At 57.5% G+C, this 17,063-nt stretch carries 18 protein-coding genes; 15 read left to right on the top strand and 3 right to left on the bottom strand.

Annotation, left to right across the window (positions count from 1 at the left end; all coding sequences use genetic code 11):
* Positions 1 to 197: 197 nt before the first annotated feature.
* The 6 genes from GA0071314_RS00575 (at position 198) to GA0071314_RS00550 (ending at position 5,303) form a co-directional block, all read left to right on the top strand.
* A complete protein-coding gene (locus GA0071314_RS00575; protein ID WP_074394829.1) occupies positions 198 to 485 on the top strand; it encodes an exodeoxyribonuclease VII small subunit in 288 nt (95 codons plus the stop codon).
* Positions 479 to 1,372, top strand: coding sequence for a (2E,6E)-farnesyl diphosphate synthase (gene ispA, locus GA0071314_RS00570; protein ID WP_074394828.1), 894 nt, complete (start codon positions 479 to 481; stop codon positions 1,370 to 1,372). Before GA0071314_RS00575 ends, ispA begins: the two co-directional genes overlap by 7 nt.
* A gap of 17 nt (positions 1,373 to 1,389) precedes the next feature.
* On the top strand, positions 1,390 to 3,327 hold the full coding sequence (gene dxs / locus GA0071314_RS00565; RefSeq protein ID WP_074394827.1) for a 1-deoxy-D-xylulose-5-phosphate synthase: 1,938 nt from the start codon (positions 1,390 to 1,392) through the stop codon (positions 3,325 to 3,327).
* Between the two features lie 30 nt (positions 3,328 to 3,357).
* Positions 3,358 to 4,116 (top strand): co-chaperone DjlA, encoded by a 759-nt coding sequence (gene djlA / locus GA0071314_RS00560; RefSeq protein WP_074394826.1) that lies wholly within the window; start codon positions 3,358 to 3,360, stop codon positions 4,114 to 4,116.
* 69 nt (positions 4,117 to 4,185) lie between these two features.
* Positions 4,186 to 4,809: a glutathione S-transferase family protein gene (locus tag GA0071314_RS00555; protein WP_074394825.1), complete on the top strand. Its 624-nt coding sequence runs from the start codon at positions 4,186 to 4,188 to the stop codon at positions 4,807 to 4,809.
* Positions 4,809 to 5,303: a metallophosphoesterase family protein gene (locus GA0071314_RS00550; protein ID WP_231896490.1), complete on the top strand. Its 495-nt coding sequence runs from the start codon at positions 4,809 to 4,811 to the stop codon at positions 5,301 to 5,303. The genes GA0071314_RS00555 and GA0071314_RS00550 overlap by 1 nt, the downstream gene beginning before the upstream one ends.
* A 50-nt stretch (positions 5,304 to 5,353) precedes the next feature.
* Here the strand turns inward: GA0071314_RS00550 and trhA are convergent, their stop codons facing one another.
* A complete protein-coding gene (gene trhA, locus GA0071314_RS00545; protein WP_231896489.1) occupies positions 5,354 to 6,040 on the bottom strand; it encodes a PAQR family membrane homeostasis protein TrhA in 687 nt (228 codons plus the stop codon).
* Positions 6,041 to 6,086: 46 nt separating this feature from the next.
* On the bottom strand, positions 6,087 to 6,722 hold the full coding sequence (ribA, locus tag GA0071314_RS00540) for a GTP cyclohydrolase II (protein ID WP_074394824.1): 636 nt from the start codon (positions 6,720 to 6,722) through the stop codon (positions 6,087 to 6,089).
* 227 nt (positions 6,723 to 6,949) lie between these two features.
* Here ribA and hemE point away from each other — a divergent pair, with 227 nt between their 5' ends.
* From hemE to GA0071314_RS00505, 7 genes are all read left to right on the top strand, one after another.
* Complete coding sequence (hemE, locus tag GA0071314_RS00535) at positions 6,950 to 8,065, top strand: uroporphyrinogen decarboxylase (protein ID WP_074394823.1); 1,116 nt, start codon at positions 6,950 to 6,952, stop codon at positions 8,063 to 8,065.
* Positions 8,062 to 8,928 carry a polyamine aminopropyltransferase gene (gene speE, locus GA0071314_RS00530; RefSeq protein ID WP_074394822.1) on the top strand — a complete coding sequence of 289 codons (867 nt, stop codon included), beginning with the start codon at positions 8,062 to 8,064 and terminating at the stop codon, positions 8,926 to 8,928. Before hemE ends, speE begins: the two co-directional genes overlap by 4 nt.
* A gap of 226 nt (positions 8,929 to 9,154) precedes the next feature.
* Complete coding sequence (locus GA0071314_RS00525; protein WP_074394821.1) at positions 9,155 to 10,180, top strand: amino acid ABC transporter substrate-binding protein; 1,026 nt, start codon at positions 9,155 to 9,157, stop codon at positions 10,178 to 10,180.
* Between the two features lie 90 nt (positions 10,181 to 10,270).
* Positions 10,271 to 11,461, top strand: a complete 1,191-nt coding sequence (locus GA0071314_RS00520; protein ID WP_074394820.1) for an amino acid ABC transporter permease — start codon at positions 10,271 to 10,273, stop codon at positions 11,459 to 11,461.
* A gap of 15 nt (positions 11,462 to 11,476) precedes the next feature.
* Positions 11,477 to 12,577, top strand: a complete 1,101-nt coding sequence (locus GA0071314_RS00515; protein WP_074394819.1) for an amino acid ABC transporter permease — start codon at positions 11,477 to 11,479, stop codon at positions 12,575 to 12,577.
* A gap of 53 nt (positions 12,578 to 12,630) precedes the next feature.
* Positions 12,631 to 13,392, top strand: a complete 762-nt coding sequence (locus tag GA0071314_RS00510) for an amino acid ABC transporter ATP-binding protein (protein WP_269449422.1) — start codon at positions 12,631 to 12,633, stop codon at positions 13,390 to 13,392.
* 124 nt (positions 13,393 to 13,516) lie between these two features.
* Positions 13,517 to 13,912 carry a RidA family protein gene (locus GA0071314_RS00505; RefSeq protein WP_074394818.1) on the top strand — a complete coding sequence of 132 codons (396 nt, stop codon included), beginning with the start codon at positions 13,517 to 13,519 and terminating at the stop codon, positions 13,910 to 13,912.
* Here the strand turns inward: GA0071314_RS00505 and GA0071314_RS00500 are convergent.
* Complete coding sequence (locus GA0071314_RS00500; RefSeq protein ID WP_074394817.1) at positions 13,909 to 14,502, bottom strand: histidine phosphatase family protein; 594 nt, start codon at positions 14,500 to 14,502, stop codon at positions 13,909 to 13,911. The genes GA0071314_RS00505 and GA0071314_RS00500 overlap by 4 nt on opposite strands.
* Positions 14,503 to 14,638: 136 nt before the next feature.
* On the opposite strand from GA0071314_RS00500, the gene GA0071314_RS00495 reads away from it, so the two are divergent.
* Together GA0071314_RS00495 and GA0071314_RS00490 are read left to right on the top strand one after the other, a co-directional pair.
* Entirely contained in the window at positions 14,639 to 15,070 is a 432-nt protein-coding gene (locus GA0071314_RS00495; RefSeq protein ID WP_074394816.1) for a host attachment protein, read from the top strand.
* A 116-nt stretch (positions 15,071 to 15,186) separates the two neighbouring features.
* Entirely contained in the window at positions 15,187 to 17,043 is a 1,857-nt protein-coding gene (locus tag GA0071314_RS00490) for a methyl-accepting chemotaxis protein (RefSeq protein ID WP_074394815.1), read from the top strand.
* The last annotated feature ends 20 nt before the right edge of the window (positions 17,044 to 17,063 follow it).

Genomic DNA, 17,063 nt, shown 5'->3' with positions numbered 1-17,063 from the left:
CTCACGCTGGGCTGGCGAGATGAAAAGTGTGCGTTGTCAAGATGAACGCGACACAAGTTGAACGTTGGGAAGCTCCATGAGGGCAGACGCCACCCCCTAGCCTCGGTGTATACTGTGGGCTTATTTTTGAAGACCGCATTTGTAAGCACATACGCTGCCCGGTTTTAGGGCGTCAGGAAAACGGTAGGCATTGCCCAATGAGCGACACCACACCCCCTGCACAAGATTTTGCCGCCACGGTTGAGCAGCTTGAAACGATCGTGGAACGCCTGGAGTCTGGCGAACTCTCATTGGAAGACGCGCTGACCGCCTTTGAGCAAGGTGTACGCCTGACCCGCGACGCCCAGCAACGCCTGGACAGTGCCGAGCTAAAAGTACGCGCCCTTAGCGAAGATAGTGAAGGCCGCTTGGATGTAACCCCTTTTGCAGGCCCCGAGGTGCCCACGGAAGACCCTGACGACAGCAAGGAGACGCCCCCATGGTAGCGCCCCCCGGCGTTCGGCTGGCCCAACAGCATAACACCAGCAACACCCGCGTTGATGCCACCTTGAATGCGCTGTTTGATACGCGCCCGGCCACTGAGCCACGGCTAGAAGCCGCCATGCGCCATGGCTTGCTGGTGGGTGGCAAACGCCTGCGCCCGTTACTGGTGTATCTGGCTGGCCGGGCGCTGGGCGCCCATGACGACGATCTCGACGCACCCGCTGCCGCTATTGAGTTGATCCATGCCTATTCACTGATCCACGACGACTTGCCTGCCATGGACGATGACGACCTGCGCCGCGGCCAGCCAACGGTCCACAAAGCGTTTGATGAAGCTACTGCGATATTAGCAGGCGACGCGCTTCAGGCACTGGCGTTTGAAGTATTGGCACGCACGGCGCACCCACGGCTGGGCAGTTTAGTGACCACGCTTGCCAGCGCCTCTGGGCGCGACGGCATGGTCGCGGGTCAAGCGTTGGATTTAGCCGCCGTCGGCGATCATCCTAATGTTGAGGCCATGGAGCATATGCATGCCCACAAAACCGGCGCGCTGATCGTCGCCGCCGTGCGCCTGGGCGGCCTGATCGCTGTTGATGAGCACGACCCGCGTTTACAGGCGCTGATTCGCTACGCCCGCGCCATTGGACTAGCCTTCCAGATTCATGACGATATCCTCGACGTGACCGGTGACACCGTCACGCTCGGCAAGACATCGGGCGCTGATGCCGCCCGCGCCAAGCCCACTTACCCCAGCCTGCTGGGGTTAGCGGGTGCACAGCGCAAAGCTCATACTCTAATTGACGAGGCCATTGCCGCCCTCGCCCCGCTGGGTGAGCATGCCGCACCACTGGCCGATCTTGCCCACTACATGATCGAGCGCGACCACTAAACAATGTCCATGAAAACATGCCCATGAAGCTGTTCGACGAAATACCCCGCGAGCGCCCGGCGACGCCGCTGCTCGACACCTTTGATCACCCCGCTGCCCTGCGGGCCATGAACGCTAAGCAACTTGCCCAACTAGCGGATGAGCTGCGCGCCTACCTGCTTTACAGCGTGGGCGTTTCCGGCGGCCATTTTGGCGCAGGCCTGGGCGTGGTTGAGCTGAGCGTAGCGCTGCACCACGCGTTCGACACACCCGAAGACCGTTTAGTCTGGGACGTCGGCCACCAAGCGTACCCGCACAAAATTCTCACCGGGCGGCGGGACGCCATGCTGAGCATTCGCCAACATGGCGGCCTTGCGGCTTTTCCACGCCGCGCCGAGTCTGGCTACGACACCTTCGGCGTGGGCCACTCCAGCACCTCTATTTCAGCGGCGTTGGGCATGGCGCTGGCCGCCCAGGCACAGAAAGTGCCACGCCGCGTGTGTGCGATTATCGGTGACGGCGCACTCAGCGCGGGCATGGCGTTTGAAGCCCTCGCCCACGCGGGCCACGTGGATGCCAAACTGCTGGTCATCCTCAACGACAACGAAATGTCGATTTCCGAAAACGTTGGCGGCATGGCGACCTACTTGGCCCGTGTGCTCTCCAGCAAGCCCTATTTAAAGATGCGTGAAGAAGGCAAAAAGGTGCTTTCCCACCTGCCTGGCGCCCTGGAATTAGCGCGGCGCACTGAAGAGCACATGAAAGGCATGGTCAGCCCTGCCACGCTATTTGAAGAGATGGGGTTTCACTATGTCGGCCCCATCGACGGTCATGATCTTGACGCGCTCACCGAGACGCTAGACAACCTGCGCGACCTGGACGGCCCGCAGTTTCTGCATATCAAAACCGTCAAGGGCAAGGGCTTTTTGCCCGCCGAAGCCGACCAGATTGGCTACCACGCCATCACCAAGCTGGAAAAACCCAGCGCGCCAGTGCATCAAAAACCCACTGCCGCGCCCGTAGCCCCGAACCATACGGCCAAAACCGTGGCCAAGAAAAAATACTGCAACGTGTTCGGCGACTGGCTGTGCGATATGGCCGCTGCGGATGCTCGCCTGATGGGAATTACCCCGGCGATGCGCGAAGGCTCCGACCTGATTCGCTTCTCCAAGGAATATCCAGAACGCTATTTCGATGTCGCGATTGCCGAGCAGCACGCGGTGACGCTGGCGGCGGGCATGGCCTGCGAAGGGATGAAGCCCGTGGTGGCGATTTACTCCACCTTTCTACAGCGCGGCTACGACCAACTGATTCATGACGTCGCCGTGCAGGCGCTGGACGTCACCTTTGCTATTGATCGCGCGGGGCTAGTAGGCGAAGACGGCCCCACCCACCACGGCAGCATGGATCTTTCTTTTTTACGCTGCGTACCGGGCATGGTGATTCTGGCCCCGGCCGACGAAGCCGAGTGCCGAGCAATGTTGAGCGCCGCTTACCACCACAAAGGCCCAGCGGCCGTGCGCTACCCCCGCGGAACCGGCCCCGGCGTGGCGATTCCCGAGCACCTGGACGCGCTACCGATTGGCCAAGCCGAGGTACGCCGTGAAGCTTCAGGCGACGGCGTTCGCATCGCGCTATTGGCGTTTGGCAGTGTTAACAGTGCCGCTGCCGCGGTCGCCGAGACGCTTGATGCCACCCACATCAATATGCGCTCCATCAAGCCGCTGGATCGTGATGCTGTGCTCCACGCCGCCGACGAGCACGAACTGCTGGTCACGCTAGAAGAAAACGTTATCGCCGGTGGGGCCGGCAGCGCCGTGAATGAACTGCTGCATGCCGAAGGCGTTCAAATCGAAGTGCTTAACCTCGGCCTACCCGATGAGTTTGTGGAACACGGCACGCCCGCCGAGCTGCTCCACGACTGCGGCCTGGATGCCGAGGGCATCGAACGTGCGATCCGTGCCCGGCTGCCGTAAGCTTTATTTTTCTCAACGCTAGAGACTGCCATGTTATTTCTGATTATTGTATTTGCGCTGATCGGCCTTGCTGCTGGCGGCCCCGTTGGCCTGCTAGTCGGCGGTGGCCTAGGCTGGTGGCTGAGTACGCGTATCAGTCGCCGCTTAGGCGTGGCGCGCACACGCATTCAAGAAGGCTTTTTGGAATCGATTTTTTCGGTAATGGGTTGCCTGTGCCAAGCCGACGGCAAAGTCACCGACGGCGAACTTGGCGTCGCCGAGAAACTCTTCGACGAAATGCACCTGCAAGGCGAGCATCGCGCCAAGGCACGCGCCGCCTTTGAGCGTGGCCGCGCCGACGACTTCGACCTAAACGCCGAGCTTGCCAGCGTGAACCACCTCACCCGGCACCAGCCCGTCATGCGCCAGGTATTTCTGCAGGTGCAGCTTTCGGCAATTGCCGCAGACGGCGTGTTGCACCCTGCCGAGCACGAAATGATTCTGCGCGTCGCCCGCGGCGTGGGCTGTAGCGAGGCCGAGGTCCAACAAATCGAAGCCATGCTGCACGGTGCTGCCGCTAACTCCCAGGGCGCCAGTGAAGAAGCGCTTAAAGACGCTTACCGGGTACTGGGCGTGTCGGAAGACGCCAGTGATGCCGAGATCAAGAAAGCCTATCGCCGTCTGATGAGCCAAAATCACCCGGATAAGCTGGCCGGTAAAGGGCTACCTGAAAGCATGCGCGAAGTGGCCCAGGCGCGCACTAGCGAGATCAGTAACGCTTATGAACGTATCCAAAAAGCGCGTGAATAATCCTAAGTGACAGCTAGCCGAGCAACCGCTAAATTGAAGGCACCTTAATTTACCGGAGCGCCCGCTATCATGATTACGCTGTACAGTTTTCCCCAGTCACGCTCGCTGCGAGCCACCTGGACGCTTGAAGAACTGGGCCTGGAGTACCGCTGCCAGCACGTGGCGCTGGATAAAGGCGAAGGCCAAACGCCAGAGCACTTAGCGCGCCACCCAGATGGCAAGGTGCCGGTATTGGAAGATGGTGACGTTAAGCTGTTTGAGTCAGCACCGATTTGCCGCTATTTGGCCGATCAATATGACGATGGCCATTTAATGCCTCATGAGGCCATTAAGCGGGCGCAGGTAGAGCAATGGCTGAGCTTTATCGTCACCGAACTGGAACAGCCCTTGTGGAACCAGGCCAAACATCAGTTTGCCTTGCCTCAGGATAAACGCATCCCGGCCATTTTACCCACCTGCGCTTGGGAATTTCAGCGTGCGCTGCAAGCGCTGGAGCGCCGCTATCAGGGCCAGGAAACGCTAGTGGGCAATACCTTTACGCTGGCGGATCTGTTTCTGACCCACACATTAAGCTGGGCTTCCAGCATGAAACATCGCCTACCCGAGCCGTTTATCGCCTACCGCGAACGCCATGCCCAGCGTCCCGCGATGGCACGCGCCATTGCGCGTGAAAAAGCGGCGGCTGAGCGTTAGTGAGCGCGACGACCCTGCATTACAGCATCGCTTCTCCCATTGGTGTGATTGCCGATACCCACGGGCTACTGCGCGATGAGGCGCTTGTGTTGCTGCAGGGGAGCGGGCTAATCCTACATCTTGGGGATGTGGGCAACAAAGAAGCTGATAGCGCTATTTTACAGCGTCTGGAAAAACTGGCGCCGGTTCACTGCGTGCGGGGTAATATCGATACGGCGTCGTGGTCGACGAGGCTGCCGGTCCATCAAGACATTATTGTTAATGACCGGCACCTGCATCTTGTTCATCGATTGGAGGATTTTGACCCGGCGACGCCTTGCGACGCTGTACTGCACGGACACTCCCACAAACCCCGCAACGAATGGAAGGCCGGAAAACTGCTCTTCAACCCTGGCGCTGCCGGAAAGCGCCGTTTCAAGCTCCCTATTACCTTAGGCAAGCTATGGGTAGACCATCGTGAGCTGCGTGGCGCGATCATGCATTTATCGCTATGACGCTACGCATCATCGCGCGTCATCGCCCTGAAAAAGAGGCAGCTAAGCGCTTAGGTGACTGCGGGGTGGGGCAGCACGGCATTATAAACGGCAAAGTAATGGCAAACGCTTCCGCCGATAACAAACAGATGCCAAATGGCGTGATTATAGGGGATGGCACGCACGGCGTAGAAGATAACCCCCAGTGTGTAGGTGATGCCTCCAGCGGCCAACAGCGTTATGCCGGTCGACGATAAATTAGCCGACAAATCCCCTGACGCCAGTACAATCATCCAGCCCATGAGCAGATAAATCGCCACGCGTAATACCGCAAAGCGCTGGGGCCAGCGCAGTTTGCAAGCAATACCCACCAGCGCCAGTGACCATACGGCGGCAAATAGGGCCCAGCCTATAGGGCCACGCATATTGACGAGCAGAAACGGTGTGTAAGTCCCGGCAATGAGCAGATAAATGGCGCAGTGGTCAAGAGATTGAAAACGCTGCTTCCATCGCCGATGAGAAATGGTGTGGTAGAGGGCCGAGGCGGTATACAGCAGTACCAACGTGGTGCCATATAAGCTCAAACTGGTGATCTTCCACGGATCGATCTGGACTGCGAAGCTCGCCGCTATCAGCAGCACGGCCATCCCCACCAAGCTAAGCACAGCGCCGATGCCGTGGGTGATGCTATGCAGACGCTCCTCTAAATGACTGAATTCACAGAGCGACTCATGTGTCTCATGCATTGGGTCGGTCATAGGACACTCCAAACGTCCAACACCAGCTCAAGATCGTCCTTCGCTATCATTCCTTGCGCTCAATATCCACGTCGCTGGCCTGGGTGAAGTCATCCAGCAGCATCATGTGGCCAAGCTTGCCTGCTTTGGTGGAGAGATACTGTTCGTTATGGGGGTTAAGACCGGTGGTAATGGGCAGGCGTTCAACCACACTCACCCCGTCACGGGTCAGGGCATCGACTTTGCGCGGATTGTTGGTCATCAGCTTGAGCGCACTGACACCCAGATGGTCGAGCATCGGCACGCATAGGTCGTAGCGGCGCATATCGGCACCAAAGCCCAGCTGTTCGTTGGCCTCGACGGTGTCAGCCCCGTGGTCTTGCAGGTGATAGGCGCGAATCTTGTTCAATAAACCAATGCCGCGCCCTTCTTGGCGCAGATACAGCAAGACGCCACGCCCTTCTTCCGCAATTCGCTTCAGCGCTTCTTGTAGCTGGTAGCCGCAGTCGCAGCGCATTGAGAACAGCGCGTCGCCAGTCAAACACTCCGAATGCACACGCCCCAACACAGGTTCTTCTCCGGTCACATCACCCAACGTTAAGGCGATATGATCTTTCCCCGTGGCTTCATCTTCGAAACCATGCATGGTGAATGTCGCCCAGGGCGTGGGCAGCCGCGAAGCGGCAATGAAGCGAATGGTCACAGGTTACCTCGCTAATTAACCAAACCGGTTACCCCTACCAGTGTTGGCAAAATGAGCTGATAGTTTAACAGGAAGCGGCGGTCTGCTCACGGCTAGGTTGGCCGCAAAGCATTGAGAAAATCGGCGCGGTGCGACAATTTTTGCCACGCGTCGCGCCGCCAGGCGGTCTATCTTCCAGTACAATAGCTCCTCTACAATGCGGGCAAATTTCTCAAGAGCAAGTGTTTATGACCCCCACACCTTTGCAAAACGACCGTTTTCTTCGTGCGCTGGCTCGCCAGCCCGTTGACCGCACTCCGGTGTGGATGATGCGCCAAGCAGGCCGCTACCTGCCGGAATACCGTGCCAAACGCGCCGATGCTGGCAGTTTTATGGATCTGTGTCGCAACCATGATCTGGCGTGCGAGGTCACGCTGCAGCCTCTTGAGCGCTATCCTCTGGATGCCGCTATTTTATTTTCGGATATTCTGACGATCCCCGATGCCATGGGCCTGGGGCTTTATTTCGAAACTGGCGAAGGCCCCAAATTCAGAAAAACCGTGCGTACCCTAGAAGAGGTGGCCGCGCTGAGCGTCCCCGACGCCGAGCGCGACCTAGATTACGTCATGCGCGCGGTCTCGACCATTCGCCGTGAACTGAACGGTCGCATGCCGTTAATTGGTTTTTCCGGCAGCCCCTGGACACTCGCCACCTACATGGTCGAGGGCGGTTCGAGTAAAGATTTCCGCCACCTGAAAACCATGCTCTATGACACGCCGGACACCATGCACCAGCTGCTGGATACGCTGGCCCAGGCGGTAACCGACTACCTCAACGCGCAGATTCGTGCGGGCGCCCAGGCGGTACAGATTTTTGATACCTGGGGCGGCGCGCTGTCTACCCCGGCTTACCTTGAGTTCTCGCTGCGCTATATGGAGCAAATTGTTTCTGGCTTGATTCGCGAGCACGACGGACGCCAGGTACCGGTCATTCTCTTCACCAAAAACGGCGGCCAATGGCTTGAACACATCGCCTGCGCCGGTGCCGATGCCTTGGGTATCGATTGGTCCACCGAGCTTTCCGATGCCCGTGCTCGCGTTGGCCATAAAGTTGCCCTGCAGGGCAATCTGGACCCCAATGTGCTGTTTGCCCGGCCTTCCGCTATACGCGCCGAAGTTGCCCGCGTGCTGGAAAGCTATGGCCACGGCCCCGGTCATATTTTTAATCTGGGGCACGGTATCAGCCAGTTCACGAATCCTGACCACGTCACCGCCTTTATGGAGGCGCTGCACGATCTTAGTCCGCAATACCATCGGGGCATCGCGACCCAATCGAATGATACGTACCCAGGAGCCCAACAATGAGTGAATGTCGCGACGAGCAGTGGTTTACCGAAGTATTCGATAGCCACGGCAGCGCCTTCTCGCTGAAAATTACCGATAAACTATTGGATGTACATAGCGCCTATCAACATCTGGAAGTCTACGCCACTGAAACCTACGGCAACCTGCTGGTGCTGGACGGCTGCGTGATGCTGACCGATCGCGACAACTTTCTCTATCACGAGATGATTGCTCACCCAGCGCTATTTACTCATCAGAACCCCAAGCGGGTGGTGATTATTGGTGGCGGCGACTGCGGCACGCTGAAAGAAGTGCTGCGTCACCCAGGCGTTGAACATGTCACCCAGATCGATATCGACGAAGAGGTCACCAAAGCCTCAGAGCGCTTTTTCCCCGCACTGGTGGCGTCCAATAACGACCCCCGTGCCGAATTGCTATTCGATGATGGTGTCAAGTGGGTGGACAATGCACCCGATGAGAGCATCGATGTGCTGATTATCGACTCGACTGACCCCGTGGGGCCCGCCGAAGGGCTGTTTAAAACCGACTTCCTGAAGCGCTGCCACCGCATCCTCAAAAATGGCGGCGTCATGGTACAGCAAAGCGAATCGCCGCTTTACCACAGCGGCTCCATTATTCGCGAACTACGCCACGATATGCGCGAAGCGGGTTTTGAGAGCGTGGCGACGCTACCCTTCCCACAGCCGGTTTATCCGTCGGGTTGGTGGAGTGTGACGCTGGCGGGCAAAGCCACCAACGTTGAAAACTTCCGCGAACAAGAAGCGGCCCACCACGACATGCCGCTTGAATACTATACGGTGGAGGCCCACCGCGGGGCGCTTTCTTTGCCGCCGTTCATGCGCAAGTCTTTCGCAACTGAATAACCCCGCCAAACACCCGTTTTAGACTATCGTTCTCTTTGCCTGCGCCACAACGGTGCAGGCAAAGTAGATAGTCGTGATTTTTGCACCTAGACGTTCGTCTCGAATTCGTTGATTAGCGTTGAAAAGCGCTGAATTACCGCTAGTACCCCTGTTGGCATCTTCCTTGCTAGGTTAAAGACATGCTACGGCATGCATAACGATATTCAAATAATTCGAGGGAACCTACATGTTGAAGAAAAAACACCTGGCGCTATTGGCATCGGCTGGCTCGCTGACACTAGCCGGCATGGCGACGGCTCAAGCCGATACGCTCGAAGATACCATCGAACGTGGTGAAGTGCAGTGTGGCGTAAGCGACGGCCTACCCGGCTTTTCTGCACCTGACGACGATGGTAACTGGGAAGGCATTGACGTTGATGTTTGCCGTGCAGTAGCCGCTGCCGTTCTGGGTGACTCGGAAGCGGTCAACTACATTTCATTGAATGCAGTTGAGCGCTTCACAGCACTGCAGTCCGGCGAAGTGGATGTGCTGTCGCGTAACACCACCTGGACCACTACCCGTGATACAACGCTGGGTCTCAACTTCACCGGCGTCACCTTCTACGACGGCCAAGGCTTCATGGTGTCCAAAGACCTGGACGTTTCCAGCGTTGACGAGCTCGACGGCGCGTCAATCTGTATCCAGTCGGGTACTACTACCGAACTGAACCTGGCCGACTACTTCAGCGCCAACGATATGGAATTCGACCCGATCGTTTTCGATACCTCTGAGCAAACCGTTGGCGGGTACGAAGCCGGCCGTTGTGACGTGTTGACATCTGACACCTCTCAGCTTGCTGCTCTGCGTATTCAACTTGACGACCCTGAGGGTTCAGAGATTCTCTCCGACGTCATCTCTAAAGAGCCACTCGGACCAGTGGTTCGCCAAGGCGATGACAAGTGGTTCAACATCGTCAAATGGTCGCTATTTGCCATGATGAACGCCGAAGAGTACGGCGTGGACAGCGACAACGTTGACGACATGCTGGAATCTGAAGACCCCAACATCGCCCGACTGCTGGGTGAAGACGGCAACTACGGCGAAGAAATGGACCTAGACGCCGACTGGGCGTACCAAATCATCAGCCAAGTGGGTAACTACGGCGAAAGCTTTGACCGCAACGTGGGCAAGGACTCACCGCTGGAAATTGAGCGCGGTATTAACGAGCTCTGGACCGAAGGCGGCATTCAGTACGCACCGCCGATTCGCTAAGCGTCTCGCTTGACCCCGGCCCGCCATCCCTTGTTTCAAAGGTATAGGCGGGCCTTCTGATTGACCTTCCGTATCGCGGAGACGCCACCCATGTCGGTAAGACCTAATGCTCGCCCGGCAGGCCAAAAGCCGCCGTTTTGGCGAGACCGCGCAAAGCGCGCGCTTATTTTTCAACTCTTGGTCGTCGCAGCCGTTGCGGCTTTCCTGTTATTTATTATCGGTAATGTTCAGGAAAACCTATCCGAACGCGGTATCAGGACCGGGTTCGGTTTTCTTGAGCGAACCGCAGGGTTTGGTATTGGCCAAACCTTGATCGAATACTCCAAAGACAGCACCTACGGCCGAACCTTTGTCATTGGACTGCTCAATACGCTGATGGTAGGCGGCCTGGGGGTTTTGGCCGCTACCATTGTCGGCTTTATTGTCGGCATTGCGCGCCTTTCACCCAACTGGCTGCTGGCGCGCCTGGCCAACGCCTATATCGAGACGTTCCGAAATATCCCGCTGCTGTTGCAGATTTTCTTCTGGTACTTCGCCGTTCTGCGCGCCCTACCCAACGCCCGCGAAAGCCTGACCTTTGGTGAAGCCTTCTTTCTCAACGTGCGCGGCCTATACATCCCCGAACCGTTATTTGAGTCGGGGTTTGGGCTGATACCGGCAGCCTTTGTGGTGGCCATCGTCGCCAGTATCGCGCTGGTGGTTTGGAATAAGCGGCGGCACGAAGCGACAGGGCAACGTTTACCTGTGGGCTGGATTGTTCCGGCACTGATTTTCGGTTTTCCGCTGCTGGTATTGTTGGTCACCGGCGTCCCGGTTACCTGGGAACTGCCTGAAATGACGGGATTTAATTTCCGCGGCGGCATCACGGTAATTCCTGAGTTCCTCGCCCTTTGGCTGGCCCTGACTATCTACACCGCCTCGTTTATCGCCGAGATAGTGCGCTCCGGTATTCAGGCGATTCCCCATGGCCAGACGGAAGCCGCCCAGGCGCTGAGCCTGCCGCGTAAGCTGGTGCTGCGCCTGATAGTAATTCCCCAGGCCATGCGAGTGATTATTCCACCACTCACCAGCCAGTACCTCAACCTGATCAAGAACTCATCGCTGGCCACCGCCATCGGTTATCCCGATCTCGTCTCGGTATTTGCCGGCACCACGCTGAATCAGACCGGCCAGGCGATCGAGGTCATTGCCATGACCATGGCGGTTTATCTGATCATCAGCTTGCTGGTGTCCATGTTCATGAACTGGTTCAACGCTCGCGTTGCGCTCGTCGAACGCTAGGCCGGAGGCAACCTTATGATTCATAACAAAGATATGATACCCGAGCAGCCGGCGCCGAAAGGCACGATTGGGCCCATTGCTTGGCTTCGCGGAAATCTGTTCAATGGCCCCATCAACAGCCTCTTCACCCTGCTGGGCCTGTTTGTGCTCTACCTGCTGGTCGTACCGACTGTCCAATGGGCGTTTATCGATGCCGATTGGGTCGGCAGCAGCCGTGAAGACTGCTCACGGGTTGGCGCCTGCTGGGTGTTCATTAACGCCCGCTTCCACCAGTTCATATATGGGCTCTACCCAAGCGATGAATATTGGCGCGCCAATATCATCTTTGCCATGTTCTTTACACTGATTGCCTGGATGGCCATTCCCCGTCTGCCGTTTAAGCGCTGGGTAGCGGTCTTTGCCCTGGTAGCCTTTCCGGTCGTGGCTTTCGTGTTGTTGTACGGCGGCTATTTCGATCTCCCCCGCGTGTCCACCAACCGCTGGGGGGGCTTGATGCTGACCCTGCTGCTGGCCAGCATCGGGATGATCGGCGCGTTACCCATCGGTATCGTGCTCGCCCTGGGACGGCGTTCGTCCATGCCTATCGTGAAAAGCTTCTGCGTCATTTTCATCGAATTTTGGCGGGGCGTTCCGCTCATCACTATCCTGTTTATGGCCTCGGTCATGCTGCCGTTATTCTTGCCCTCGGGCATGGGCGTCGACCGCTTAGTACGTGCGCTGATCGGTTTGACGCTCTTCCAGAGCGCCTACATGGCCGAGGTGATCCGCGGCGGCTTGCAGGCCATTCCCAAAGGGCAGGAAGAGGCGGCGGCCGCGCTGGGTATGACCTACTGGAAACGCATGGGACTGATCATCATGCCCCAGGCGCTGAAGATGATGATTCCCGGCATCGTCAACACCTTCATTTCGCTGTTTAAAGACACCACGCTGGTGATGATCATTGGGCTGTTTGATTTATTGGGGATTGTGCAAGCGGCACTCTCCGACTCGCGTTGGTTGGGTTTTTCCCTGGAAGGCTATGTGTTTGCCGCGTTTATGTTCTGGATTTTCTGTTTCAGCATGTCGCGCTACAGCCAGTACCTGGAACGCAAGCTCAACACCGGCCATAGACAATAGGCTTGGCCGCAACGCCTAACGCCGCTTTTTTTGATTTTGAGTAGGATATCAACATGACACAAGCAGCCACCAACGCGTCCGACCTGATGGTTGAGATGCATAACGTCAATAAATGGTTCGGCGATTTTCACGTCCTGCGTGACATTTACCTGGAGGTCAAGCGTGGCGAGCGTATCGTGGTGTGTGGCCCCTCAGGCTCGGGTAAATCAACACTGATCCGCTGTATCAACCACCTTGAAGAGCACCAAAAAGGCGAGATCACCGTGGGCGGTGTACCGCTGACCCAGGATGTTAAACGTATTGAGCAGATTCGCCGCAGCGTCGGGATGGTGTTTCAGCACTTCAACCTGTTCCCCCATCTGTCGGTGCTGGAAAACTGCTGTGTTGCGCCGATGTGGGTGCAAAAAAAGCCCCGCAAAGAAGCCGAAGAGCAGGCCATGCGGTATCTGGAGCGGGTACGCATTGCCGAGCAAGCCAAAAAATACCCTGGCCAGCTATCCGGCGGTCAACAGCAGCGGGTCGCGATTGCCCGCTCGCTGTGCATGCACCCCGACGTGATGCTGTTTGACGAGCCGACTTCCGCCCTCGACCCCGAAATGATCAAAGAAGTACTGGATGTCATGGTGGAGCTGGCCGAGGAAGGCATGACCATGCTGTGCGTCACCCACGAAATGGGCTTCGCTAAAACCGTGGCCGACCGGGTGATTTTCATGGACCAAGGGCAAATTATTGAAGAAAACGCACCTGAGCCGTTCTTCAATAACCCCCAGTCCGAACGTACCCAGCTGTTCTTAAGCCAGATCCTCGGGCATTAATCCACAGCCCCAGCACCAAAACAGCTGTGGATAAACACAACATCATGGGCCTCACTTGAGGCCCATGATGCTTATAAGGCTTTTAAACAAGCGGCTAAAACAATCTACAAAGGATAGCGACACCATGGAAAAGCTATTTATCGACCGTGCGCCCCAGCCTATCGCGCCATTTTCTCACGCCTGCCGCGTGGGTGATTTGGTGTTCATTACCGGGCAAATGCCGACGGTGCCGGAAACCAACGAAATGCTGCTCGGCACTTTCACCGAACAGACCCACCGCGTGATGCAGAATCTGGCGATTGTGCTGGAGGAAGTAGGCAGCAGCTTCGAATACGTGGTGCAGTCCCGCGTGTTTATTACCAACATGGGCCATTTTGACGAGGTCAATAAGGTCTATGCCAGCTACTTCCCCCAACCGTTACCCACACGCACCTGTATTGGCGTCACGGGTCTTGCCGGTGGTGCCGACGTGGAAGTCGATATGATCGCCTGGATTCCACCGACTGAAGGCAGCGCCTAACGCCCTATCAGCGTCATACTGGCGGGCAGCAATGCGGTCTGCTCACGGTGTTGGCTCAACGGCTTTCCGGCTAGCGCCGTAAGCAGGATTTGCAGCGGATCACCGTGGCTGACTAACACGATGGTTTCTCCGCTAACCTGCTGCTCCCAATCTGCTATCACCGCTTGCATACGCGTTGCCACCGCGCTTACCGCTTCTACCTGATGGTGTTGATGCTCAGCGTCTTGGGCGTCCAATGCCCATACGTTAGGATAGTGATCGTCGCTCTGCCCCTCTAGCTTGCCAAAATAGCGCTCTCGTAAGCGCGTATCGACGCTTGGTACTAACTCAAACGCCTCCGCAATCCGTGCCGCTGTTTGCGCCGTACGCAAAAAATCCGAATGCACCACGCGGGTTGGTATTGGCCACTGCCAATCGGCCACCAACTGGGCAAGTTGTTGCTCGCCAAGACCAGAAAGGCCGAAGTCCTCCACGCCGCGCGCCGGCGAGCTGACGATCACGCCCCGCTGATTCGCTTGGCTATGGCCGTGGCGCATTAATAGATAGCAATTGCGCCAATGCTGGGGCGCAACGAGCGACAATATGGGCATGGCAAAACTCCGAGAAAGCCGACCACCACCATAGGCAAGGCCCTAAGGCCTGTCTAGAAGCGTGCTCGAAGTTTGACCTAGCGCTTAACGCTTGCCATGGTTAAGTGACCACTAACGACAAGGAGGACGCGTCACGATGACCACTTATATTGTTGTCGCTGATGCCGCTCGCGCGCGCATTTTTACCCGCGAAGCGTTAACACTCACCGAGCAGGAAAGCTTGGTACATGCCGAAGGACGCCTTCACGAGGGCGATTTGGTCACCGACCGCCCAGGCGCCGATGTTCACGAATCAAGTTCGACCAGCGCGCGCAGTTCCGGCGACGAGGACACTGCCTCGAAGCATGAAAACGAACTGTTCGCCAAACAGGTCGCCAACCACCTTTATAGTGCTCGAGTAGATAACAGCTTAGAGAAGCTAATTATGGTCGCTCCACCCAAATTTTTAGGCCTGCTGCGCGACAAACTCGATGGCCCCACGCAAAAGCTTGTGATTCATACCCTTTCCAAGGACCTGAGCAAAGCGTCGCTGACAGATATTCAAACTGCCGTTAGCGACCTGCGCTAACCCAGCGACGACATCCACCGCTTATTGGACTAAAGAAACGATCGCTCTCGCCGATAGCTGATGCGACCTCATGACAGGGCCACGCCCTGAAACGCATCAAGCCACGAGAGCGATCAATGTTTTCATCCCTGCGCGCTAAACTGTTAATCGCCACGTTAGCGGCGATTACCCTTGCCCTGGTAGTCAATGGCATTGCCAGTTACATCACCGTCAAACACCACAACACTGAACAGGTGTCCCGCAACCTGAACGCAGTCGCCAACGGTAATACCCAGGCGATTGATGAATGGTTTAACGCCCGCTACAGCATGCTCGCCAGCATGGAAGATGCCGTTGAGAGCGACGCCCCATTGTCAGCACTGCGCCAGTTGGAAGACGCTGGCAACTTCATTTCGGCTTACATGGCTGTCCCCGAGACCTCTGACGCTGTTTTTTCGGATGGCTGGGAGCCTCCCAGTGATTACGACCCGCGCCAACGCCCCTGGTACCAAGACGCCGTCGACGCAGAGGACACGATCATTACCGCCCCTTATGTGGACGCGCAAAGTGGCGGATTAATTGTGACCTTTGCTCGCCCTTACTACCAAAACGGCGAACTGGCTGCCGTGGTGGGCGCTGATATCAGCATTGAAGACGTGATCGACATTGTCGCCAGCATCGCCCCGACACCTTCGAGTTTTGGCTTTTTAACCACCGGCGACGGGACCTTGGTCGCTCACCCTAACGCCGAGCTGACCCTGGAACCCTCTAGCGCGCTCAGCGAACAGCTGGATGCCGGTTATATCAAGCAGATTGCTGGCAGTGACGAGCCCCATGCCCTGACGCTTGAGGGCCGTGAAACGTTATTGCAAGGTAGCGCCGTGGGCGGCAACAGCGATTGGCATCTCATGGTGGCGATGGACGAGCGTGAGGCCACCGCTGGGCTACGCGGGATTGCCAGCACGTCGCTTATCACGCTGTTGATCGTTGCCGGCATTACCGCCGTGGTCCTCAGCCTGCTACTCAAATGGTTACTGCGCCGTCTTTTGTCGGCCCGCGATGCGATGAACGATATCGCTTCGGGTGAAGGCGACCTTACCCAGCGTCTGCCGGAAGAGGGTAACGACGAGATCACCCAGATCGCCGCCGCCTTTAACCGTTTTGTGGCCACCATGGACACGGTGCTGCAGGATGTTCGCACCAGCAGTGAAGCGGTTCACAACGCCGCCACCGAAATCGCCACCGGCGGTCAGGACCTATCCCGGCGGACCGAAAACACCGCCTCCAGCCTGCAACAAACCTCCGCGTCTATGGAGGAGATTACCAGCACGGTCGAGCACACCTCATCGTCCGCCCAGGAAGCCAACCAGCTCGCCAAGGCCGCCTCGGACGTTGCCGGTCGCGGCGGCGAGGTTGTCTCCCAGGTCACCTCGACCATGGACGATATTGCCGAGTCGTCAGGCAAGATCGGCGAGATCGTCACTCTGATGGACAGCATCGCCTTCCAGACCAACCTGCTAGCGCTCAATGCCTCGGTGGAAGCCGCCCGCGCCGGCGAGCAGGGCCGTGGCTTTGCCGTGGTGGCCGAAGAAGTCCGCAAGCTGGCCCAACGCAGTACCGATGCGGCCAACGACATCAAGCACCTGATCGAGGATTCCCAAGGCAAGGTCACCAACGGCACCACACTGGTGCAAAGCGCCGGCGAAACCATGGCAGACATCGTCAACCACATCACCCGCGTGACCGATGTGCTGGGCGAGATTTCCTCCGCTGCCGGCGAGCAGAGCGACGGTATCGGCCAGGTAAACATTGCGGTTGCCGACCTTGACCGCATGACCCAGGAAAACGCGGCCATGGTGGAAGAATCGACCACCGCCGCTGAACAGCTCAAGGATCAGGCCGACCATCTTGCTGAGACCATCAGCCGATTCAAACTGTCGAGTGGTTCAGGTGCTCAAGGTGGCCGCCTTCTAACCTCCGTTTCACAGCCGTAGCATGCGGCTCACGCGCATAG

Origin of the sequence: Halomonas sp. HL-93 (assembly GCF_900086985.1) — a bacterium.
Taxonomy (GTDB): domain Bacteria; phylum Pseudomonadota; class Gammaproteobacteria; order Pseudomonadales; family Halomonadaceae; genus Vreelandella.
This window is presented reverse-complemented; position numbering and strand designations above follow the sequence as displayed.